Raw genomic sequence first — 18,066 nt, 5'->3', positions numbered from 1 at the left:
CTAGGACCTGACCGCGTAGCTCCCGAGCGAGGGCTCCATCAGCTCGAACACCTCCCGCGCCGCCGCCCCGACGACCTCGGCGATGCGCGCGTTGTCCACCCCTTCCAGGGTCAGCTCCATGATGCGCTGCAGCAGCACCCGGTACGGAGCGGCCAGTTGCACCGCCACCAGCCGGGACACCGTGCCCTCCGCGTCGCCCGTCTCGGCGGCCAGCAGCCGGGCGAGGGCCTCCTCTCGCTGCTCCATCAGCTCCCGCAGCCGGGCCACCAGCGTCGGCGAGTCCACGATCATCCGCGCGAAGCCGTCGCGGGTGAAGCCGAGCATGGGATCCTGCCGCTCGGCCGCCTCCAGGAAGACCCGCCTGAGCGCGGCCAGCGCCGACTCGCCGGGCGCGCGCTCGGCGACGATGGCCGCCAGCGTGGCCACGAACTGCTCGTGGTGGTCGAAGGCCAGGTCCTCCTTGCGGGCGAAGTAGTTCGTGACCGTCTTCTTGGCCACCCGCGCCGCCTCGGCGATCTCGGCGATCGTCGTCTGCTCGAAGCCCTGGTCGATGAAGAGGCGGGTGGCCTTGTCGGAGATCTCCTGGCGGGTCTCGCGCTTCTTCAGCTCACGCAGGCCGAGCATTTTTACGTCGGACATAAATTTCCTCTTGACGATCCGATGCTTCGGTCGTAATCTTACCATCGTCGCAAGTTTCGCTCAATGGAAGGCGCTGTATGCCAGAGTCGATTCGGATCAAACTTCCGGACACCATCACCGACGCCACCGCTCGCCTGCACACGCCACGGTTGCCGCGCCGCTCCGCCGTACCGGCTCTTGACCAGAGCCCCGCACCACGGCCACACCTCCCGCGCCGCACCGCCGCAGTCCCGCGCCGCGCCGCCTACTGACCCGGCCCACCACCAGCCAGGAGCCGACCTGACCGTTTCCCGCACCACCGCCGCCCGCCGCACGTCCGCTCACCTTCGGGAGGTCCCCATGGCAGCCACCACCACCGCGACCCCGACCGCGACCGCCGACCCGGTCAAGGACTACCTCAAGCAGATCGGCAAGATCCGGCTGCTCGACGCCCAGCAGGAAGTGGCGCTCGGCGAGCGCATCGAGGCCGGCCTGTTCGCCCAGGACCGCCTCGACCGCGAGTCCGCCGGCCTCCCGGCCCAGGACCGCGCCGACCTCGAGTGGATCGCCGCCGACGGCCGGCTGGCCAAGGACCAGATGATCGAGGCCAACCTGCGCCTGGTCGTCTCGATCGCCAAGCGCCAGACCGGACGCGGCCTGCCCATGCTGGACCTGATCCAGGAGGGCAACCTCGGGCTGATGCGGGCGGTGGAGAAGTTCGACCACAAGCTCGGGCTGAAGTTCTCCACCTACGCCACCTGGTGGATCAAGCAGGCGATCGGCCGCGCCCTGGCCGACCAGTCCCGCACGATCCGCATCCCGGTGCACATGACCGAGCTGATCAACAAGGTCAACCGGGCGCAGCGCGACCTGTTCCACTCGCTCGGCCGCGAGCCCTCCAACGAGGAGATCGCCCTCCAGACCGAGCTCACCGCCGAGCGGGTCAAGGAGATCAAGAGCTACGCCCGAGAGCCGATCTCGCTGAGCGTGCAGATCGGCGACGAGGGCGAGACGGAGCTCGGCGACCTCATCGAGGACGCCGAGGCCGGCGACCCCAGCGAGGTGATCGGGCACGACCTGCTCCGCGAGGAGCTGCGGGACGTCCTCGCCGGGCTCACCGAGCGCGAGGCGGGCGTCATCGCCCTGCGCTTCGGCCTGGCCGACGGCCAGCCCAAGACGCTGGACGAGATCGGACGGGTGTACGGCGTGACGCGGGAGCGGATCCGGCAGATCGAGGCGAAGACGATGAGCAAGCTCCGCCACCCCAGCCGGTCGATCACGCTTCAGGACTACCTGGCCTGACCGGCTGCGTGGGTTCCGGCATCAACCGATCGGTTGATGCCGGAATCCACCACCCAGCTCACTGTCCGGACGATCCGCCACCCTTCGTCCCGGCGCGATGCTCAAGGCATGCCAACCAACCGGGAGCCCGCCCTCCGCACCGCCGGGCTGCGCAAGGTCTTCGGCGACCACGTGGCCGTCGCCGACCTCGACCTCACCGTCCCCGCCGGATCCTTCTACGGCCTGGTCGGCCCCAACGGCGCCGGCAAGACCACCACCCTGGCCATGGCCGTCGGCCTGCTGCGCCCCGACGCCGGCAGCGCCGAGATCTTCGGCGTCGACGTCTGGCGCGACACCGTCCAGGCCAAGGGCCTGATCGGCGTGCTGCCCGACGGCAACTCCATGCCCGAACGGCTCACCGGCCGCGAGGTCCTCACCTACCTCGGCCTGCTGCGCGGCATGGACCCCGCCGTCGTCGCCGAGCGCACCGACGAACTCCTCCAGGTCCTCGAACTCGACTCCGCCGAGCGCACCCTGGTCATCGAGTACTCCACCGGCATGCGCAAGAAGATCGGCCTGGCCGTGGCCCTGCTGCACGCGCCCCGCCTGCTCGTCCTGGACGAGCCCTTCGAGGCCGTCGACCCCGTCTCCGCCGCCACGATCCGGGCCATCCTGCGCCGGTTCACCGCCAACGGCGGCTCGGTGATCATCTCCAGCCACGTCATGGCCCTCGTCGAACAGCTCTGCGACCACGTCGGCGTCATCTCCGACGGCCGCGTTATGGCCGCCGGCCCCCTGGACGAGGTCCGCGGCTCCGGAACCCTGGAAGACGCCTTCGTCGAACTCGTCGGCGCCCGCACCGGCGGAACGGAGGGGCTGGCATGGCTCACCTCCTGACCCCCCGCCCGGCCGCCCTGGCCCAGCACATGATCCGCCTGCGGCTCACCCTCATGCGCAACACCCTGCGCGGCGACAACGCCACCAACCTCTACACCGGCGTCACGGTCGGGCTGGCCCTGGCCATCGGCACGATCGTCGTCGCCGTCCTGTGGCCCGCCCACCTGCCCCTCACCCTCGCCGCCTGGCTCTCCGGCTGGATCTTCGGCCCCATCCTCATCGGCGGCGGCAACGAGGCCCTGCGCCCCGAGTACTTCTCCATGCTCCCGGCCCCGCCGCGCCGGATCGCGGCGGCCCTGCTCGCCGGCGCCTTCGCCGGCCCCGCCCCCGCGGTCAACCTCCTCGCCCTGCTCTCACTCCCCGTGTACGGCTGGCGCTACGGCCCCACCGGCGTGCTCATCGGCCTGGTCGCGGCCGTCACCACCCTCGTCACGATGATCATGCTCTCCCGCGTCATCATCGCGCTCATCGGACTGTTCGTCCGCTCCCGCGCCACCGCGGCCGCCGTCGGCATCGTGGTCGGCACCGCCATCGCCCTGTGCAGCAACGGCTGGGCCCTCGTCATCGCCCTCGGCGGCTCCGACAGCTGGATCCAGCGCCTCCTGCGCGCCCTGCCCTCCGGCTGGGGCGTGGCCGCGATCGAGGCCTCCTGGCCCGTCGCGCTCGCCATCCTCGTCGGCGGCGTCGTCGTGATCGCCCTGCTGCTGGCCGCCTGGTCCGCCCTGCTGGCGCGCCGCGTCGTCTCCTCCGCCCGAGGCGGCGTCCCGCCCCGCCGCGGCGCACCCCGGCCCCTTCCGGCCACCACCAGCGGCGCCCGCATCACCGCCGCCAAGGAACTGCGCGCCTGGTGGCGCGACCTCGTCCGCATCCAGCTCCTCGCCACCGCCTTCTCCTACGCCCTGATCACCCCGCTGCTGCTGGTCACCATCGACGCCTGGATCATGGTCCCCTTCATCGGGCTCATCGCGATCGTGATGGCCGCCGCCAGCTCGGCCAACCTCTACGGCAGCGACGGCACCGCCCTCTGGCTCACCCTCATGACACCCGGCGCCGAACGCGCCGACGTCCGCGGGCGGCAACTGGCCTGGCTGCTCGTCATCGGCCCGGCCGCAGTCGTCCTGTCCCTGGCCGGCACCCTCGTCAGCGGGGAGACCTGGGCCTGGCCGTGGGTGCTCGGCCTGCTCCCCGCCCTGCTCGGCGGCGGCGCCGGCGTCATCGTCCTGCTCGCCGTCACCTCGCTGGTCCCCGGCACCGACCCGCACAAGCGCGGCGGCAACCCGCTCAGCACCGGCGCCGACGAGACCGCCGAGACCAGCCTCGCCTGGCTCGTGCTCTTCGCCGTCCCCGCCACCGCCCTGCCCGCGGCCGGCGCCATCCTCCTCGACCCCTGGGCCGGCGTCGCCACCGGCCTGCTGACCGGCGCGCTCAGCGCCTGGGGCCTCGGCAGGATCGCCTACCGCCGGCTGGAGAAGCGCGGGATCGAGCTGCTCAACCTGATGAAGTACGGCCCGCCGCCCCAGCCGGCCGAGTCCGCCACCGCCGAGCTGCCGCTCGTGCACCGCATCGGCGTCACCTTCTGCTACGCCATCGCCTGGCTCCCGCTGTTCCCGCAGGGGCTCGTGCCGATGTTCATGAAGATCTTCGGTGTCGAGGAGCCCGTGTGGTTCCTCGCGCTGCACCTCCCGCCGATCTGGCAGTGGCCCACCATCATCTTCATGATCGCTCTGGGACTGCTCATGTACGGCTATGCCATCCTTCTCCCCATCCGCCTAAACTCCTCCTCAACTGCTGCGACCAGGTGAAACCCGTCCATACCTGACAGGAGGGGTAGCCCCCGATGAACGATCCCTTCCCCCCTTCCCAGTGGGAACGACGCTTCGAGCGGCTCGTGGAGATCGTCCCCTTCGTCACCCTCGCCGCCTCCCTGGCCATCAGCCTGGCCACGCCCGACCAGCCGACCGGCGGGGTGCTCCGTACGCTGGCCTTCACCGCCCTGGCCCTCGCCTGGATCCTCGGCGCCCGCCTCCTCGTACCCGCCGAGGTGCGCGGGCGCCGGGCCTTCGTCAGCGTTCACTTCGCCGGCGTCCTGGCGACCGCTGCCCTGCTGTCCTTCCACGACCCGATCTTCGTCATCTACTGCATCTCCGGCTTCTTCCTCGCCGCGAACTTCGCCCCCTCCAAGTGGACCTTCGCCGCCGTCGCCGCCACCTCCTGCATCGTGTACGGCTCGACCCTCGACTGGTCCCAGGCCACTGTCCAACTCGTCGCCTTCCACCTGGCGATCGTCGCCGTCCAGACCGTCGCCATCGGCGGCGGCGCCATCGCCGGCATCCGCATCGAGGACCGGCAGCGCAAGTACCGGAAAGCGGTCACCGACCTCCAGACCGCCCTGGAGGAGAACGCCGACCTGCACGCCCAGCTCCTCACCCAGGCGCATCAGGCCGGCATCCTCGACGAACGCCAGCGCATGGCCCGCGAGATCCACGACACCCTCGCCCAGGGCCTCACCGGCATCATCACCCAGCTCCGCGCCGCCCAGCGGGTCGAGAACGCCGACACCCACGTCGAGCTCGCCCTGAACCTCGCCCGCGACAGCCTCACCGAAGCCCGCCGCTCCGTCGCCGCCCTCCAGCCCCACCAGCTGGAGAACGCCCACCTGCCCGACGCCATGACCACCCTGGCCCGCAACTGGTCGCAGACCACCGGCGTGGACCTGCACGTCGAGGTGACCGGCGACCGGGTCCCGCTCAGCCCCGCCATCGAGGTCACCCTCTTCCGTGTCGCCCAGGAAGCCCTGGCCAACGTCGCCAAGCACGCCGGCGCCACCCGGGCCGGGCTGACCCTCTCCTACACCGGCACCCTCGTCCTCCTCGACATCCGCGACGACGGCATCGGCATCCAGGACACCCACGACGGCAAGGGCTTCGGCCTCAGCAGCATGCGGCAGCGGCTGCGTGGCGTCGGCGGCTCCCTTGAGATCGAGAGCACGCCCGGCGAAGGCACCGCCATCAGCGCCACCGTCCCCGCCCTCCAAAGCACCCCCGCTCACAGGGGTACCCCCACCCCCGGAGAAGACGCCGCCCCCGCAGGAGACACCGTCCCCGCAGGAGACACCGCCCCCGCCCTCGAAGGAAACCCCCAGTGATCCGCCTCCTCATCGTCGACGACCACCCCATCGTCCGCGACGGCCTGCGCGCCGTCTTCGAAGCCGAACCCGACCTAGAGGTCGCCGGCGAAGCAGCCAACGGCCGTGAGGGCCTCGACCGCGCCGCCGCCCTCCAGGTCGACATCGTCCTCATGGACCTCCGCATGCCGGAGATGGACGGCGTCACCGCCATCACCGCGCTGCGCCGCTCCCACCCGCACATCAAGACCCTCGTCCTGACCACCTTCGACGGCGACTCCGACGTCCTGCCCGCCATCGAGGCCGGCGCCACCGGCTACCTCCTCAAGGACGCCCCCACCGACGAACTCCTCCGCGCCGTCCGCGCCGCCGCCGCCGGCGAACCGGTCCTGTCCCCCTCCGTCGCCGGCCGCCTCATGGGCCAGGTCCGCAAACCCGCCAAGGTCGCCCTCACCGACCGCGAACTCCAGGTCCTCACCCTGGTCGCCGACGGCGCCTCCAACCGCCAGGCCGCCGCCAAGCTCTTCATCAGCGAGGCCAGCATCAAGACCCACCTGCTCCACATCTACGACAAACTCGGCGTCCGCGACCGCGCCGCCGCCGTCGGCGAAGGCTACCGCCGAGGCCTCCTCACCTGAGCGTTCCGCCGGAGGTCAGTCCTGAACCTGGCCTCTGCCTGGGGTCCAGTGGAAGGGCGCGTATGCCTGGGTCAGTGCTGGGCCATGTCCACGAACCGGCTGTAGTGACCCTGGAAGGCCACCGTCACCGTCGCGGTCGGACCGTTACGGTGCTTGGCCACGATCAGGTCCGCCTCACCCGCCCGCGGCGACTCCCGCTCGTAGGCGTCCTCCCGGTGCAACAGGATGACCATGTCCGCGTCCTGCTCGATGCTGTTGTGGACCGAGATGCCGTTGGCCACGAAGTTGTGGGTGCCGAGCACGGTCGCGTCGTAGACCGGCTGCTCTCCCAACGGCTCGACGCTGTCGACCTCGTCCCAGAACACGTCGTTGGTGGCGAGCAGTTCCAGGTCGGAGGCGTCGAGCACCTGCGCGATCCGGCCGACTCGCTCCCGGCTCGGCGCGCGCTTCCACACCGCCGACCCGCTGTGCTGGACGTTCATCGCCGCGGAGAACTCCCGCTGCGTCATCTCCCGCTGCGACAACACCCCGCGCACCCGGTCCCACACTTCCGTGGGGATCGTGTCGACATTCGTGTTCGGGGTCACGCCACGCAGCCGGTCGGCGCACAGCCGGGCCATCTCGCCCCGTCCGCCGAATACGCCGATGTCGTCGAGGAAGCGGAGCTGGTTCTCCGCCCCGGTGATGACGAGCTGGTACCCGGGCCGGTGTTCGCCCTTGCGGACCACCTTCACCCGGGTCATGACGTTGAAGCGCAGCAGGAGGCGCGCCACGTCATCGATGAGACGCCGGCTGGTCGAGGCGTAGTAGATGCGGGCCTGGCCCTGCTTCTCGTCCCACCAGACGCACCCATCGGTCGCCCACAGGTGCCGCAGGAAGCTCGCCGCCTGGAGCTTGGGGAGGGCGAAGAGGCCCTCGGGCAGGAACTTCTCGTGGCTCCTGAGCCCGAACAGGCCCAGCCCGTCGAGCCAGGCCGCCACCGGGTCGCGCCGGCCATGCGTCAGACGGAAGGGCGCGGGCAACCGCAGCGACGTGCACCGCGCCGCCTCGTGCTCGTCGCGGACCGCCGTGATCCCGAAGCGCCGGGCCGCCGCCTCGGTCACCGCCCTGAGATTGGCTTCATCGGTGCTCGCGTACCGGATCGGCTGCCGGCGCACGAAGAACCCGTCCCCGATCAGATGCGCCAGCAAGACCAGCTCGTCCTCGTCCCAGGACTTCAGCTCAAGCGGCGGTGGCACGTGCCGCGGCACGGCGACCCGAGTGCCCGCCACGAGATCGCCGATCGCTTGCCAGCCGTCATAGGTCAGGAACGGATGGTTGGCCGTCGCCTCCACCTCGCGGCCCGACCGCAGGCGAACCCGGTAGACCTGCTTGACCCCGCTCGGGAAGACGTGCGTCATCGTGCGCGGCACCAGCTTGAGCCGCTCGTCCAGCGACCACACCGGGACGTCCCGCGCGCCCGCCTCCAGCAGTTCGCTCAGCGTGACCTCAGCACCGGTGTCGGCCCGCATGATCCGCGTGCCGGCCGTCAGGCAGCCCGACTCACGCAGGTCGCTCACCGCCGGGCGCTTGTCGGCTCGCTGCTCCGGACCACGGTTGAGCTGCGACATCGCGATGACCGGGACCTCGAGCTCCTTGGCCAGCAGCTTGATCGACCGGGAGATCTCGGAGACCTCGTTCTGGCGGCTCTCGGTCTTCTTCGGCGAGCTCATGAGCTGGAGGTAGTCGATGACCACGAAGCGCAGGTCGTGCCGCTGCTTGAGACGGCGGCACTTGGCGCGGATCTCCATCATCGACATGTTGGGCGAGTCGTCGATGAACAGCGGCGCCTCGGCGACCTCGCTCATCCGCCGGGCCAGCCTGGTCCAGTCGTCGTCGGTCATCGTGCCGGACCGCATCGAGTGCAGCGCCACCCGGGCCTCGGCCGAGAGCAGACGCATGGTGATCTCGTTGCGCGACATTTCCAGGGAGAAGATGACCGTGGTCATCCCATGGCGAATCGCCGCGGAACGGGCGAAGTCGAGGCCGAGGGTGCTGTTGTGTGTCGGGATGCACGTCCGGCCGGCGAGGTACATGTGGTCGGCGTTGTCCACCTCGACGCAGCGCACCGGCACCGAGGCCACCGGGCGGACGTCGACGATGTACCGGGTCCTTGTGGACGGATGCGCTGACTGCCGCTGGCGGGCGGCCTTGCGGCTGAGGCGGAAGACCGGGTCCACCGTGGTGAAGTTGATCAGGTAGGCCGTTGACGACTCCGGGGTGCGCCCCGCCACGGACTTGGTCCGCAGGCCCGCCTTGTAGCCCAGGCTGAGGATCAGCTCGTGCACATCATGGGCCAGCCGCTTGCTGGTCACACCGAACTGGATCTGGCCGGACGGACTGACATACCCGTCGGAGTCGAGCAGCCCGGCCAGCAACGCCCGGCGCTGCGCCTCAGAGGCGCGCAGATACCGTGCCGGGATGTGCTTGTCCCCGAGCACGCCCAGCGAGCGAAGGATGCCCTGGACGGTGCCGTGGTCGTCGTGGCAGGCCTGGCAGCGCCGCAGGCCGCTCGAGGGGCCGCCACAGTCGGGGCAGGTGGGTGTGGGCACCGGTTCGGAGACGAAACGGGCTCGGCCACCGCAGGACCGTCCGCAGGTGCGGACCTGCGTGGTCTGCGGCACGAAAGCGGCACCGCAGACCACGCAGGCGCGAGCGGCCGGCTTCTCGTCCTCGGGGAGGGTGAGCTGGTAGGCGAGCGAGGTGCCGACCCGCTTCACGCGAAGGCCCTCGGCTGCCAGGTTGGTGACGATCTCCGGGTCCGTCGTGGTGATCCGGGCGCTCGCGGAGGCGCCGTCGCCCAGCCACAGGCCCAGGACGTACGGCGAGAGCGGCAGGTCCTGCTCCGGCAGCTCGAAGGGAGCGGCCACGGCGACGGCGTGGTTGGGCCTCCGGTCGGGACCGCACCGGAGGGTGCGTGCGATCTCCTCGGTGGTGACGACTTCCGGGTGGGCGGCACGGGCGATGGCGTGGATGGGGGTGGCGGTCCGCTGGTGAAGCGCGCCGAGCAGTTCGACCGCCGGGTTGGCGGGGGTGCGCCTGGTGTAGCTGCGCACTCTGCCGCCCACGGCGGGCACCTTGTCGGAGATCCCCACACCCTTACCCACCGGGCGGAGGACGTGGCTGAGCTCCTGCCCGACCATCCCCACGGCCACGCGGTCCGCGCCGAGGGCGTCGGCGTAGGCCTGCCGTACCCGCTGGGCGGACGCCTCGGGCCAGGCGAGGCGGGGCGGCGGCTGGCGGCGGGAGGCCCGGGTGGTGGTGCGCCACTGGTGCTGGGCGTCCGCGACGATGACCGTGCCGTCGCTGAACTCGACCTCGTAGCACGGCCTGCCGTGCATGACCTCGGTGGCCGCGACGACGCGGGTCGGCCGGCCGTCGGCGCCGATGAGCTGGTCACCGACCCGCACCTCGCCCATCGTGGTCCAGCCGGTCGGGGTCGGCAGCGGGGTGTCGAGTGCCAGGGCCTTGCCCATGGCGGGGCGGGCGGCGACGACGATCATCTGGCCCGGGTGGAGGCCGTTGGTGAGCTGGTCGAGGTCCTGGAAGCCGGTCGGGACGCCGACCATCTGGCCGCTACGGCTGCCGATGGCCTCGAGTTCGTCCAGAGCGCCGGGCATGATCTCGGCGAGGGGGATGTAGTCCTCGGAGGTACGGCGCTCGGTGACCTTGTAGATCTCGCCCTGGGCCCGGTCGACGAGGTCGTCGACCTCCTCGTTCTGCCCGCCGTACCCGAAGGAGACGATACGGGTGCCGGCCTCGATGAGGCGGCGGAGGATGGCCTGCTCGCGGACGATACGGGCGTAGAAGCCGGCGTTGGCGGCGGTGGGGACGACGGCGGTGAGGGTGTGGAGGTAGGCGGCGCCGCCGACGCGGGCCATCTCGCCGCGCTTCTGCAGCTCGTCGAAGACGGTGACGGCGTCGGCGGGCTCGCCGCGGCCGTAGAGGTCGGTGATGACGTCGTAGATCATCTGGTGGGCGGGCCGGTAGAAGTCGTCGCCCCGGATGAGCTCGATGACGTCGGCGATGGCGTCCTTGGACAGCAGCATGCCGCCGAGCACCGACTGCTCGGCCTCGATGTTGTGCGGCGGGGTGCGCTCGAAGGAGGGGCCGGACGGTTCCTCGTCCACGAGATCGACCCCCTTTCGAACAAACTCTCGATAGCACTCTAAGCAGCGCGAGTGACAGTTTCGCGGCACCTGAGGCAATCGGCAACGCGACCTGTGGACAAGGCTGTGGTCAAGCTGTGCAGGGGGTGGGGACGGGCTGTGGAACGTCCTGGGGATAACTCCGGCCGATCATCCACAGCACCGATGTGACCAGGGCAGATACTATCCACTCCCTGTGGAGGAAAGAAAGTTGAACCGACACGCCGAGTAAGGGCCATACTAGTCCTATGCCCATTACAGCCAGGGACCGCGAGATCCTGCGGCTTGCCGTACCGGCCTTCGGCGCCCTGGTCGCCGAGCCGCTCTTCCTCATCGCCGACTACGCCATCGTCGGCCATGGGCTGGGCACGACGGCGGTGGGCGCGCTGGGCGTCGCGGGCGCGGTGCTGACCACGGTGGTCAACCTGTGCGTGTTCCTGGCCTACGGCACGACGGCCTCGGTGGCCCGGCTGACCGGCGCGGGCCACCTGGACCGGGCGATGCGCAGCGGGGTGGACGGGCTGTGGCTGGCGATCGGGATCGGCGTGGCGCTGATCGCGCTGGGCTGGCCGCTGGCCCCGGCGATCGTGGAGCTGTTCGGCGCCGCGCCGGACCAGACCGCCATGGCCGTCACCTACCTGCGGATCAGCCTGCTCGGCACCCCGGGCATGCTGGTGGTCCTGGCCGGCACGGGCGTGTTGCGCGGGTTGCAGGACACGGTGACCCCGCTGGTGGTGGCGATCGGCTCGTTCGTGCTGAACGCTGTGCTGAATGCCTGGTTCGTCCTGTGGATGGACTGGGGAATCGCCGGCTCGGCCTGGGGCACGGTGATCGCCCAGACGCTGGGGGCGGCGGTGTACCTCGTGGTGGTGCTGCGCCGCGCGCCGACGTGGCTGCCGGACCTGCGGGGCATCAAGGCCGCGGGTTCGGCGGGGCTGGCGTTGCTCGTCCGTACCATCTGCCTGCGCATCGTGCTCCTGGTGGCCACGGTCGTCGCCACCCGGATGGGCCGTCCCGAGCTGGCCGCGTTCGCCATCGCCTCGCAGATCTGGTCGTTGCTGGCCTTCGCGCTGGACGCCATCGCGATCGCCGGGCAGGCCATCACCGGCCGCAGCCTGGGCGCCGGGGACGTCGCCGAGACCAGGGCGGCGTCCAGGCGCATGGTGGTGTGGGGCGTGTGGTCGGGGGCGGTGCTCGGGCTGCTCGTGCTGGCCGTACGCCCGCTGCTGCCCGGTCTGTTCGCGGCGGACGCCCAGGTCACGGCCGAGCTGCTGGCCGTACTGTGGCCGGTGGTGCTCTTCCAGCCGCTCTGCGGCGTGGTGTTCGTGCTGGACGGCGTGCTCATCGGCGCGGGCGATCAGCGCTACCTGGCATGGGCCGGGATCTGGAACACGATCGCCTATCTGCCGGCCGCCGCGGTGGCGGCGTGGAGCGGCAGCCTGGTGGTCCTGTGGTGCGCGCTGGGCGTGTGGATGCTCGCCCGGCTGGTGGCCCTGGGGACCCGCGCCCGCGGCCGCGCCTGGCTGGTTACGGGGGCGTAACCCTGCCGTGCTTGCTAGTTGGCCGAGTGGTAAGGCACTGTCCATGAAACGAGGCTTCAGCTAGGCGTGCGTGCCGATGGGCGGGTGGTGTGTCGTGACCACGATCCTGCGTCGGCTGCCGCCCGGTGAGGTGACCGGGTTACGCACCGGCGCCCGGCACCGCCTCGACGAGGCCTACCGTCCCAGTGATCTCGTCGTGCTCGGCCTGGGCGTGATGATCGGCGCCGGCATCTTCAGCATCGCCGGCCGCCAGGCGGCCACCACCGCCGGGCCGGGCGTGATCCTCTCCTTCATGATCGCCGGCATCGCGTGCATGCTGGCCTGCCTCTGCTTCGCCGAGATGGCCTCGGCCATCCCCTCCTCCGGCAGCGCCTACACGATCACCTACGTCGTCTTCGGCGAGGTGTGGGCGTGGATCATCGGCTGGGCGCTGGTGCTGGAGATGCAGCTCGCCGCCGCGGTGGTCGCCGACATCTGGTCGTCGTTCGCGGTGCGCGCGGTCACCGATCTCGGGCTGAGCGTGCCCGCGCCCGCGGTGACCTCCAAAGTGCTGACGGTCGGCATCCTGCTGGCTCTGTCCGCGCTGGTCATCCTCGGCACCCGGATCGGGCTGCGGGCCCTGTGGATCATGGTCACCGCCAAGCTGGTGGCCATCGGCGCGGTCATCGTGGTCGGCTTCCTGAACTTCGACCCGGCCAACCTGGGCGATTTCGTGGTCGATCCCAAGCCGTCCTCCGCGCCGCCGGACACGATCATCGACTTCGTCCTCGGCACGAGCACGACCTTCGGCTGGGTCGGCGTCTTCGCCGCGGCGCCCGCGATCGCCTTCGCCTACATCGGCTTCGACATCGTCGCCACCGCCGCCGAGGAGGCCGCCGACGCGCCGCGCACCATCCCGCAGGGCATGATCCGCAGCCTGGTCGTCGCGACGCTCATCTACATCGGCGTCGCCCTGGTCATGGTCGGCATGGTCCCGCACACCGCCATCTCGGTCGACGCGCCCCTGCCGAGCGGCTTCCGGCAGGCCGGCGCGGGCTGGATGGTCCACGTCGTCAACGTCGGCGCGGTGCTCGGACTGACCACGGTCATCCTGGTGCTGATCGTCGGGCAGACGCGCGTGCTGTTCTCCATGGCTCGCGACGGCCTGCTCCCCCGCCGCCTGGCCGGGCTCAGCCGCTACCGCTCCCCCGCCCGGATCACCGCGCTCATCGGGCTCATCGCCATCGGCCTCGCCCTCTTCGCCCCGCTGCCCGCGCTGGAGGAGCTGGTCGTGATGGGCACCCTGTGCGCGTTCCTGGCGGTCTCCGCCGGGGTGCTGGTCATCCGGCGGAGCCGTCCGGACCTGTCGGGCGACTTCCGCGCCCCGCTGCACCCCTGGGTGCCGATCCTCTCGTTGCTGGCGATCCTCTGGCTCATGGTGAACCTCAAGGTCGCGACCTGGGCGTCCTTCGCGGTGTGGATGGCGTTCGGACTCGTGGTCTACCTCGTGTACGGCAGGCGCCACAGCCTCCTGGCGACCCCGCGCGCGGCAACGGGCCGGGGCCGGCACCGCCGCTAGAACCGCCCCGACTCCAGCACGCTGCGCAGGAACTCACGGGTGCGAGGCTGCTCGGGATCGGTGAAGATCCGCTCCGGCGCCCCCTTCTCCACCAGCACGCCGTTGTCGAGGAAGCAGACCGTGTCCGCGATCTCCCGGCAGAAGCTCATCTCGTGCGTGGTCATGACCATGGTCATGCCCGTCGCCTTGAGCTCCCTGATCACCCCGAGCACCTCGACCACCAGCTCCGGGTCGAGCGCCGAGGTGATCTCGTCCAGCAGCAACAGCGTCGGCTGCGTGGCCATCGCCCGGACGACCGCCACCCGCTGCTGCTGCCCGCCGGAGAGCTGGTCGGGGTAGGCGTCCGCCTTGCCCTCCAGCCCGAAGCGCGCGAGCAGCGTCCGGGCCTGCTCCTCGGCCGCCTTGCGCGTCACCTTGTGCACCTGGCGCGGCGCCAGCGTGATGTTGTCGAGCACGGTCATGTGCGGGAAGAGGTTGTAGGCCTGGAAGACGATGCCCAGCCGCTTGCGGACGTCGTCCACGTTCACCCGTGGGTCGGTGATCTCCTTGCCCTCCAGGTAGATCGCGCCGTCGTCCACCTCCTCCAGCAGGTTCACGCAGCGCAGGAGCGTCGACTTGCCCGAGCCCGACGCGCCGATCAGGCAGACCACCTCGTGCGAGCGCACCTCCAGGTCGATGCCCTTGAGCACGTCGTGGCCGTGGAAGCTCTTCCGCAGCCCCTCGATCTTCAGGACACTCATGCTCCGCGCCGCCTCTGCGATCGAGCCGCCAGGTAGTCGGTGAAGCGCGCCATCGGGATCGTCAGCAGGACGAACAGCAGCGCCGCGACCAGGTACGGGGTGTAGTTGAAGGACTTGGCGGTGTGGATCTGCGCCTGCCGCAGCGCCTCGATCGCGCCGATCGTCGCCACCAGGGCGGTGTCCTTCTGCAGCGACACGAAGTCGTTCAGCAGCGGCGGGACGACCCGGCGCACCGCCTGGGGCAGCACGACGAAGCGCATCGTCTTGCCGTACGACAGGCCGAGGCTGCGGGCGGCGTTCACCTGGCTCGGGTGGATCGAGTCGATGCCCGACCTGAAGACCTCCGCGACATAGGCCCCGTAGGAGAGGGTCAGCGCGATGATGCCCAGCGTCGCCTCATCCGTCGGGATGCCCTGCAGCCGCAGCGCCGGCAGGCCGAAGCCGACCAAGTAGATCAGGAGGATCGTCGGGATGCCGCGGAAGATGTCGGTGTAGGCGATCGCCAGGCAGCGCAGCGGGAAGAAGACCGGCGCCTTCAGCCCGCGGGCCAGCGCCACCAGCAGGCCGACGATCAGGATCAGCGGCTCGGCGATCAGGAAGATCTTGATGTTCAGCAGGAAGCCGTCGAGCACGTCCGGGAGCGCGGCCACGAACTTGTCGACGTTGAAGAACGTCTCCTCGACCCGCGGCCAGCCCGGGGAGTTCGTGACCCCCCAGACCACCAGGACCAGGAAGATGATCGTCGAAACGGTCGCGGTCGACGCCGAGCGCATGCCGCGCTGCCGCTTCAACCGCTCCCGTTCGACCTGCTTGCCGCTCTTGACCCAGCTCGCGCCGGGCTTGCCGGCCGTACTCACTTCAGCTCGGGAGCACCGGCCGCAGCGCTCAGCCACTCCTGCTCGATCTTCGCCAGCTCACCCTTGGACTTCAGCGCCTCGACGGCCTTGTCCACGCAGCCCTTGAGCGCCGTGCCCTTCTCCATGACCAGGCCGAACTCCTCCGGCGTGCCGCCGGTCGAGGAGAACTGGCCGACGATCGTGGAGTTCTCCACCTGCGCCGCGGTCACGTAGAACGCGGTCGGCAGGTCCACGACCAGCGCTTCCACCTGGCCGTTCTTCAGGCCGTTCACCGCGTCGATCTGCTCGTTGTAGACCTTGGGCTGGTTGCTCGGCTGGATGCCCTTGCCGACCGCGTCGAACGAGGTCGTGCCGATCTGGACGCCGATCTTGGCGTCCTTGAGCTCGGCGAGCGTCTGCACGTTGGCGTACTTGCTGCCCTTGATGGCGACCACGGCCTGCTTGACGGTGTAGTAGCCCTTGCTGAAGTCGACCGCCTCCGAGCGCTCGGGGGTGATCGAGACCTGGTTGATGTCGAAGTCGAACTTCTTCGGGCCGGGCGCGAAGGCGGTGTCGAACTTCACCGTCTGCCAGACGATCTCGTCCCGGTCGAAGCCCAGCTCGCCGGCGACCGCGAACGCCACGGCGCTCTCGAACCCCTGGCCGTTGCTGGGGTCGTCGTCCTTGAACCACGGCTCGTAGGCGGGCTTGTCGGTGCCGATCGTCAGCTTGCCCGGGGTGATCAGCTTGAGCTGGTCCTTCGTGCACGCCGTGCTCGGCGCGGCCGCCGGGGCCGACCCCGTCGCGGTCGCGGACGTCGTGCCGCTCCCCGTGTTGTCCGCAGGGGCACAGGCCACCGCCGCCAGCGCGAGCACGCCGGTTGCGATCAGCAGTGAGGGACGGGCCATGGTTCAGCCTCCTGAAGGACATTTCGGGAACTCCGGAATTCTACGCCAGCCCGCTCGGGAATCTGGCCCCACCTGGGCTGTTGACCCTTCGGTACGGCGGAGCCCCCGATTACGGACATCGGACTTCCGGGCTTTTGACCGATGTACGGCCGGCACCGGGCAGCCGAAACGCGCGACGCCCCGGGCTCCCCCTCGGGCCCGGGGCGTCTCTGCCCAGCGGTGGACGTGGCGATCAGCCGAACATGCCCGGCTGGTAGTCACCCGCCGGCTGCTGGATGATGACGTTCGCCCGGTTGAAGGCGTTGATGACCGCGATGAGCGACACCAGCGCCCCGAGCTGCTCCTCGTCGTAGTACTTGGCCGCGTTGGCCCACACCTCGTCCGACACCCCGCCGGCCGCGTCCGCGATCCGGGTGCCCTCCTCGGTCAGCTCCAGCGCGGCCCGCTCCGCGTCCGTGAACACCGTGGCCTCCCGCCACGCCGCCACCAGATGCAGCCGCGTGACGTCCTCCCCGGCGTGCATCGCCTCCTTGGTGTGCATGTCCGTGCAGAACCCGCAGCCGTTGATCTGGCTCGCGCGCAGCTTCACCAGCTCCTGCGTCGCATGCGGCAAGGACGACTCCATGACCACCTTGTTCGCGGTCACGATGTGCTTGAGGGCCTTGGCGGCGACCGGGTTGGTGAAGAGGTTCAGGCGGGCTTCCATGACGTGCTCCTTGCCGTTTTGACGCTGCTTCCACGTTTACGACGAGATGGCACGCTTCCCTGTGACACGCCCCAATGTGACGTCCGTCTCCCTGCCGTCCCTTTCGGTAGCCCACGCGCCCCGGTCGAGCTCCCGCAGAATCCTCGACGGCCTTCCCACCCTCCGGGCCGCCTGGCTTCTAGGGCGCCTCCACCCCCGAGATCCGGTACTTGCTCACCTCGGCTCCCCTGATCTCCGCCACCTGCTCAGCCTCCGGCCCCTCACCCCGGAACCGCTCCAGGTCCTCATCCGACTCCCACCGCTCGTAGACGTTGATCCGCCCCGCCTCGACCAGATCCGCCGACACCGAGAAGTCCAGACATCCGGGCGCCCTCCGTGCTTGCTCGACCACCTCGACACAGGCCGCCAGATAGGCGTCCCTGGCCTCGGCATCCACATCCAACGTGCCAGCGATGATGATCACTCAAGCCTCCGCAGCTCCCAGCCGAATCACCTACGATCCCCACCCTGACCCACAGAAGGAACGAGTGCCGCCACCCACTCCCGATCAGCATCGGTGATCTCATCGTCAACCCAGGCGAACGGACACCCGTCGGCCCACGCCACCAGGGCCCTGGTCTTCCAGCAGAGCCCGAACCACCGGTCCTGCCGTTCGTCCTCCTCGCAGGGCTCGGGCCAGTGGACGACTGGCAGGCGTGGCAACCCGATCCGCGGCGCGATCGGCGCTCCAGGCCATCGCCGAACGGCAACAGCGGCCCATCCACATCAAGGAAGAGCAGCAGGCGCACTTGGGGGCGGTCAGGCCTTGACGTCCGGTTCGCCTCCGGCCAGGACGTCGCGCTCTGAGCGGGCTCCGGCCCGCACGAGGTCGACGCTGACCAACGTAGTGGCCGTGACACGCTGCCCGGCGGCAACCGAGCCCAGCTATGGGTGGCTCCAACCGTTCGCCGTTTCTCCCGACTGAAGGTGCCCCGCCGAACTCGCCCCGGAAATCGCCCCAGTCACGGGGAGCGCGAGGGGCCGGCAGGCCCC

The 18,066-nt window shown here is 70.3% G+C and carries 14 protein-coding genes; 7 read left to right on the top strand and 7 right to left on the bottom strand.

The genetic code is table 11. The features are described from left to right. A complete protein-coding gene (locus AB0I67_RS26770; protein WP_357928418.1) occupies positions 1-639 on the bottom strand; it encodes a TetR family transcriptional regulator in 639 nt (212 codons plus the stop codon). Between the two features lie 339 nt (positions 640-978). On the opposite strand from AB0I67_RS26770, the gene AB0I67_RS26765 reads away from it, so the two are divergent. From AB0I67_RS26765 to AB0I67_RS26745, 5 genes are all read left to right on the top strand, one after another. After that, complete coding sequence (locus AB0I67_RS26765; protein ID WP_357928415.1) at positions 979-1,920, top strand: RNA polymerase sigma factor; 942 nt, start codon at positions 979-981, stop codon at positions 1,918-1,920. A 108-nt stretch (positions 1,921-2,028) separates the two neighbouring features. Beyond that, entirely contained in the window at positions 2,029-2,796 is a 768-nt protein-coding gene (locus AB0I67_RS26760) for an ABC transporter ATP-binding protein (protein ID WP_357928413.1), read from the top strand. Continuing rightward, positions 2,781-4,598, top strand: coding sequence for a hypothetical protein (locus AB0I67_RS26755; protein ID WP_357928410.1), 1,818 nt, complete (start codon positions 2,781-2,783; stop codon positions 4,596-4,598). The genes AB0I67_RS26760 and AB0I67_RS26755 overlap by 16 nt, the downstream gene beginning before the upstream one ends. A 35-nt stretch (positions 4,599-4,633) precedes the next feature. After that, positions 4,634-5,941 carry a sensor histidine kinase gene (locus tag AB0I67_RS26750; RefSeq protein ID WP_357928407.1) on the top strand — a complete coding sequence of 436 codons (1,308 nt, stop codon included), beginning with the start codon at positions 4,634-4,636 and terminating at the stop codon, positions 5,939-5,941. After that, complete coding sequence (locus AB0I67_RS26745; protein ID WP_357928404.1) at positions 5,938-6,558, top strand: response regulator transcription factor; 621 nt, start codon at positions 5,938-5,940, stop codon at positions 6,556-6,558. The genes AB0I67_RS26750 and AB0I67_RS26745 overlap by 4 nt, the downstream gene beginning before the upstream one ends. Before the next feature lie 71 nt (positions 6,559-6,629). On the opposite strand, the gene AB0I67_RS26740 is transcribed toward AB0I67_RS26745, so the two are convergent. Continuing rightward, complete coding sequence (locus AB0I67_RS26740; protein ID WP_357928401.1) at positions 6,630-10,727, bottom strand: replicative DNA helicase; 4,098 nt, start codon at positions 10,725-10,727, stop codon at positions 6,630-6,632. A gap of 266 nt (positions 10,728-10,993) precedes the next feature. Here AB0I67_RS26740 and AB0I67_RS26735 point away from each other — a divergent pair, with 266 nt between their 5' ends. After that, positions 10,994-12,286 carry an MATE family efflux transporter gene (locus AB0I67_RS26735; protein ID WP_357928398.1) on the top strand — a complete coding sequence of 431 codons (1,293 nt, stop codon included), beginning with the start codon at positions 10,994-10,996 and terminating at the stop codon, positions 12,284-12,286. 94 nt (positions 12,287-12,380) lie between these two features. After that, positions 12,381-13,844: an amino acid permease gene (locus AB0I67_RS26730; RefSeq protein ID WP_357928395.1), complete on the top strand. Its 1,464-nt coding sequence runs from the start codon at positions 12,381-12,383 to the stop codon at positions 13,842-13,844. On the opposite strand, the gene AB0I67_RS26725 is transcribed toward AB0I67_RS26730, so the two are convergent. The 5 genes from AB0I67_RS26725 to AB0I67_RS26705 form a co-directional block, all read right to left on the bottom strand. After that, positions 13,841-14,584 (bottom strand): amino acid ABC transporter ATP-binding protein, encoded by a 744-nt coding sequence (locus AB0I67_RS26725; RefSeq protein WP_357928392.1) that lies wholly within the window; start codon positions 14,582-14,584, stop codon positions 13,841-13,843. The genes AB0I67_RS26730 and AB0I67_RS26725 overlap by 4 nt on opposite strands. After that, positions 14,581-15,441 (bottom strand): amino acid ABC transporter permease, encoded by an 861-nt coding sequence (locus AB0I67_RS26720; protein WP_357928389.1) that lies wholly within the window; start codon positions 15,439-15,441, stop codon positions 14,581-14,583. Before AB0I67_RS26720 ends, AB0I67_RS26725 begins: the two co-directional genes overlap by 4 nt. Continuing rightward, a complete protein-coding gene (locus tag AB0I67_RS26715; RefSeq protein ID WP_357928386.1) occupies positions 15,438-16,328 on the bottom strand; it encodes an ABC transporter substrate-binding protein in 891 nt (296 codons plus the stop codon). Before AB0I67_RS26715 ends, AB0I67_RS26720 begins: the two co-directional genes overlap by 4 nt. Positions 16,329-16,560: 232 nt before the next feature. Continuing rightward, positions 16,561-17,034, bottom strand: coding sequence for a carboxymuconolactone decarboxylase family protein (locus tag AB0I67_RS26710; protein WP_357928384.1), 474 nt, complete (start codon positions 17,032-17,034; stop codon positions 16,561-16,563). Between the two features lie 178 nt (positions 17,035-17,212). Then, the gene (locus AB0I67_RS26705; RefSeq protein ID WP_357928381.1) at positions 17,213-17,497 is read right to left on the bottom strand and encodes an antibiotic biosynthesis monooxygenase family protein; all 285 of its coding nucleotides are present in this window, start codon (positions 17,495-17,497) and stop codon (positions 17,213-17,215) included. Between the last annotated feature and the right edge of the window lie 569 nt (positions 17,498-18,066).

It is taken from the genome of Nonomuraea sp. NPDC050310, assembly GCF_040655795.1.
Classification (GTDB): Bacteria; Actinomycetota; Actinomycetes; order Streptosporangiales; family Streptosporangiaceae; genus Nonomuraea.
Note: the sequence above shows the minus strand (reverse complement) of the source record. Positions and strands in the feature narration are given on the sequence as shown.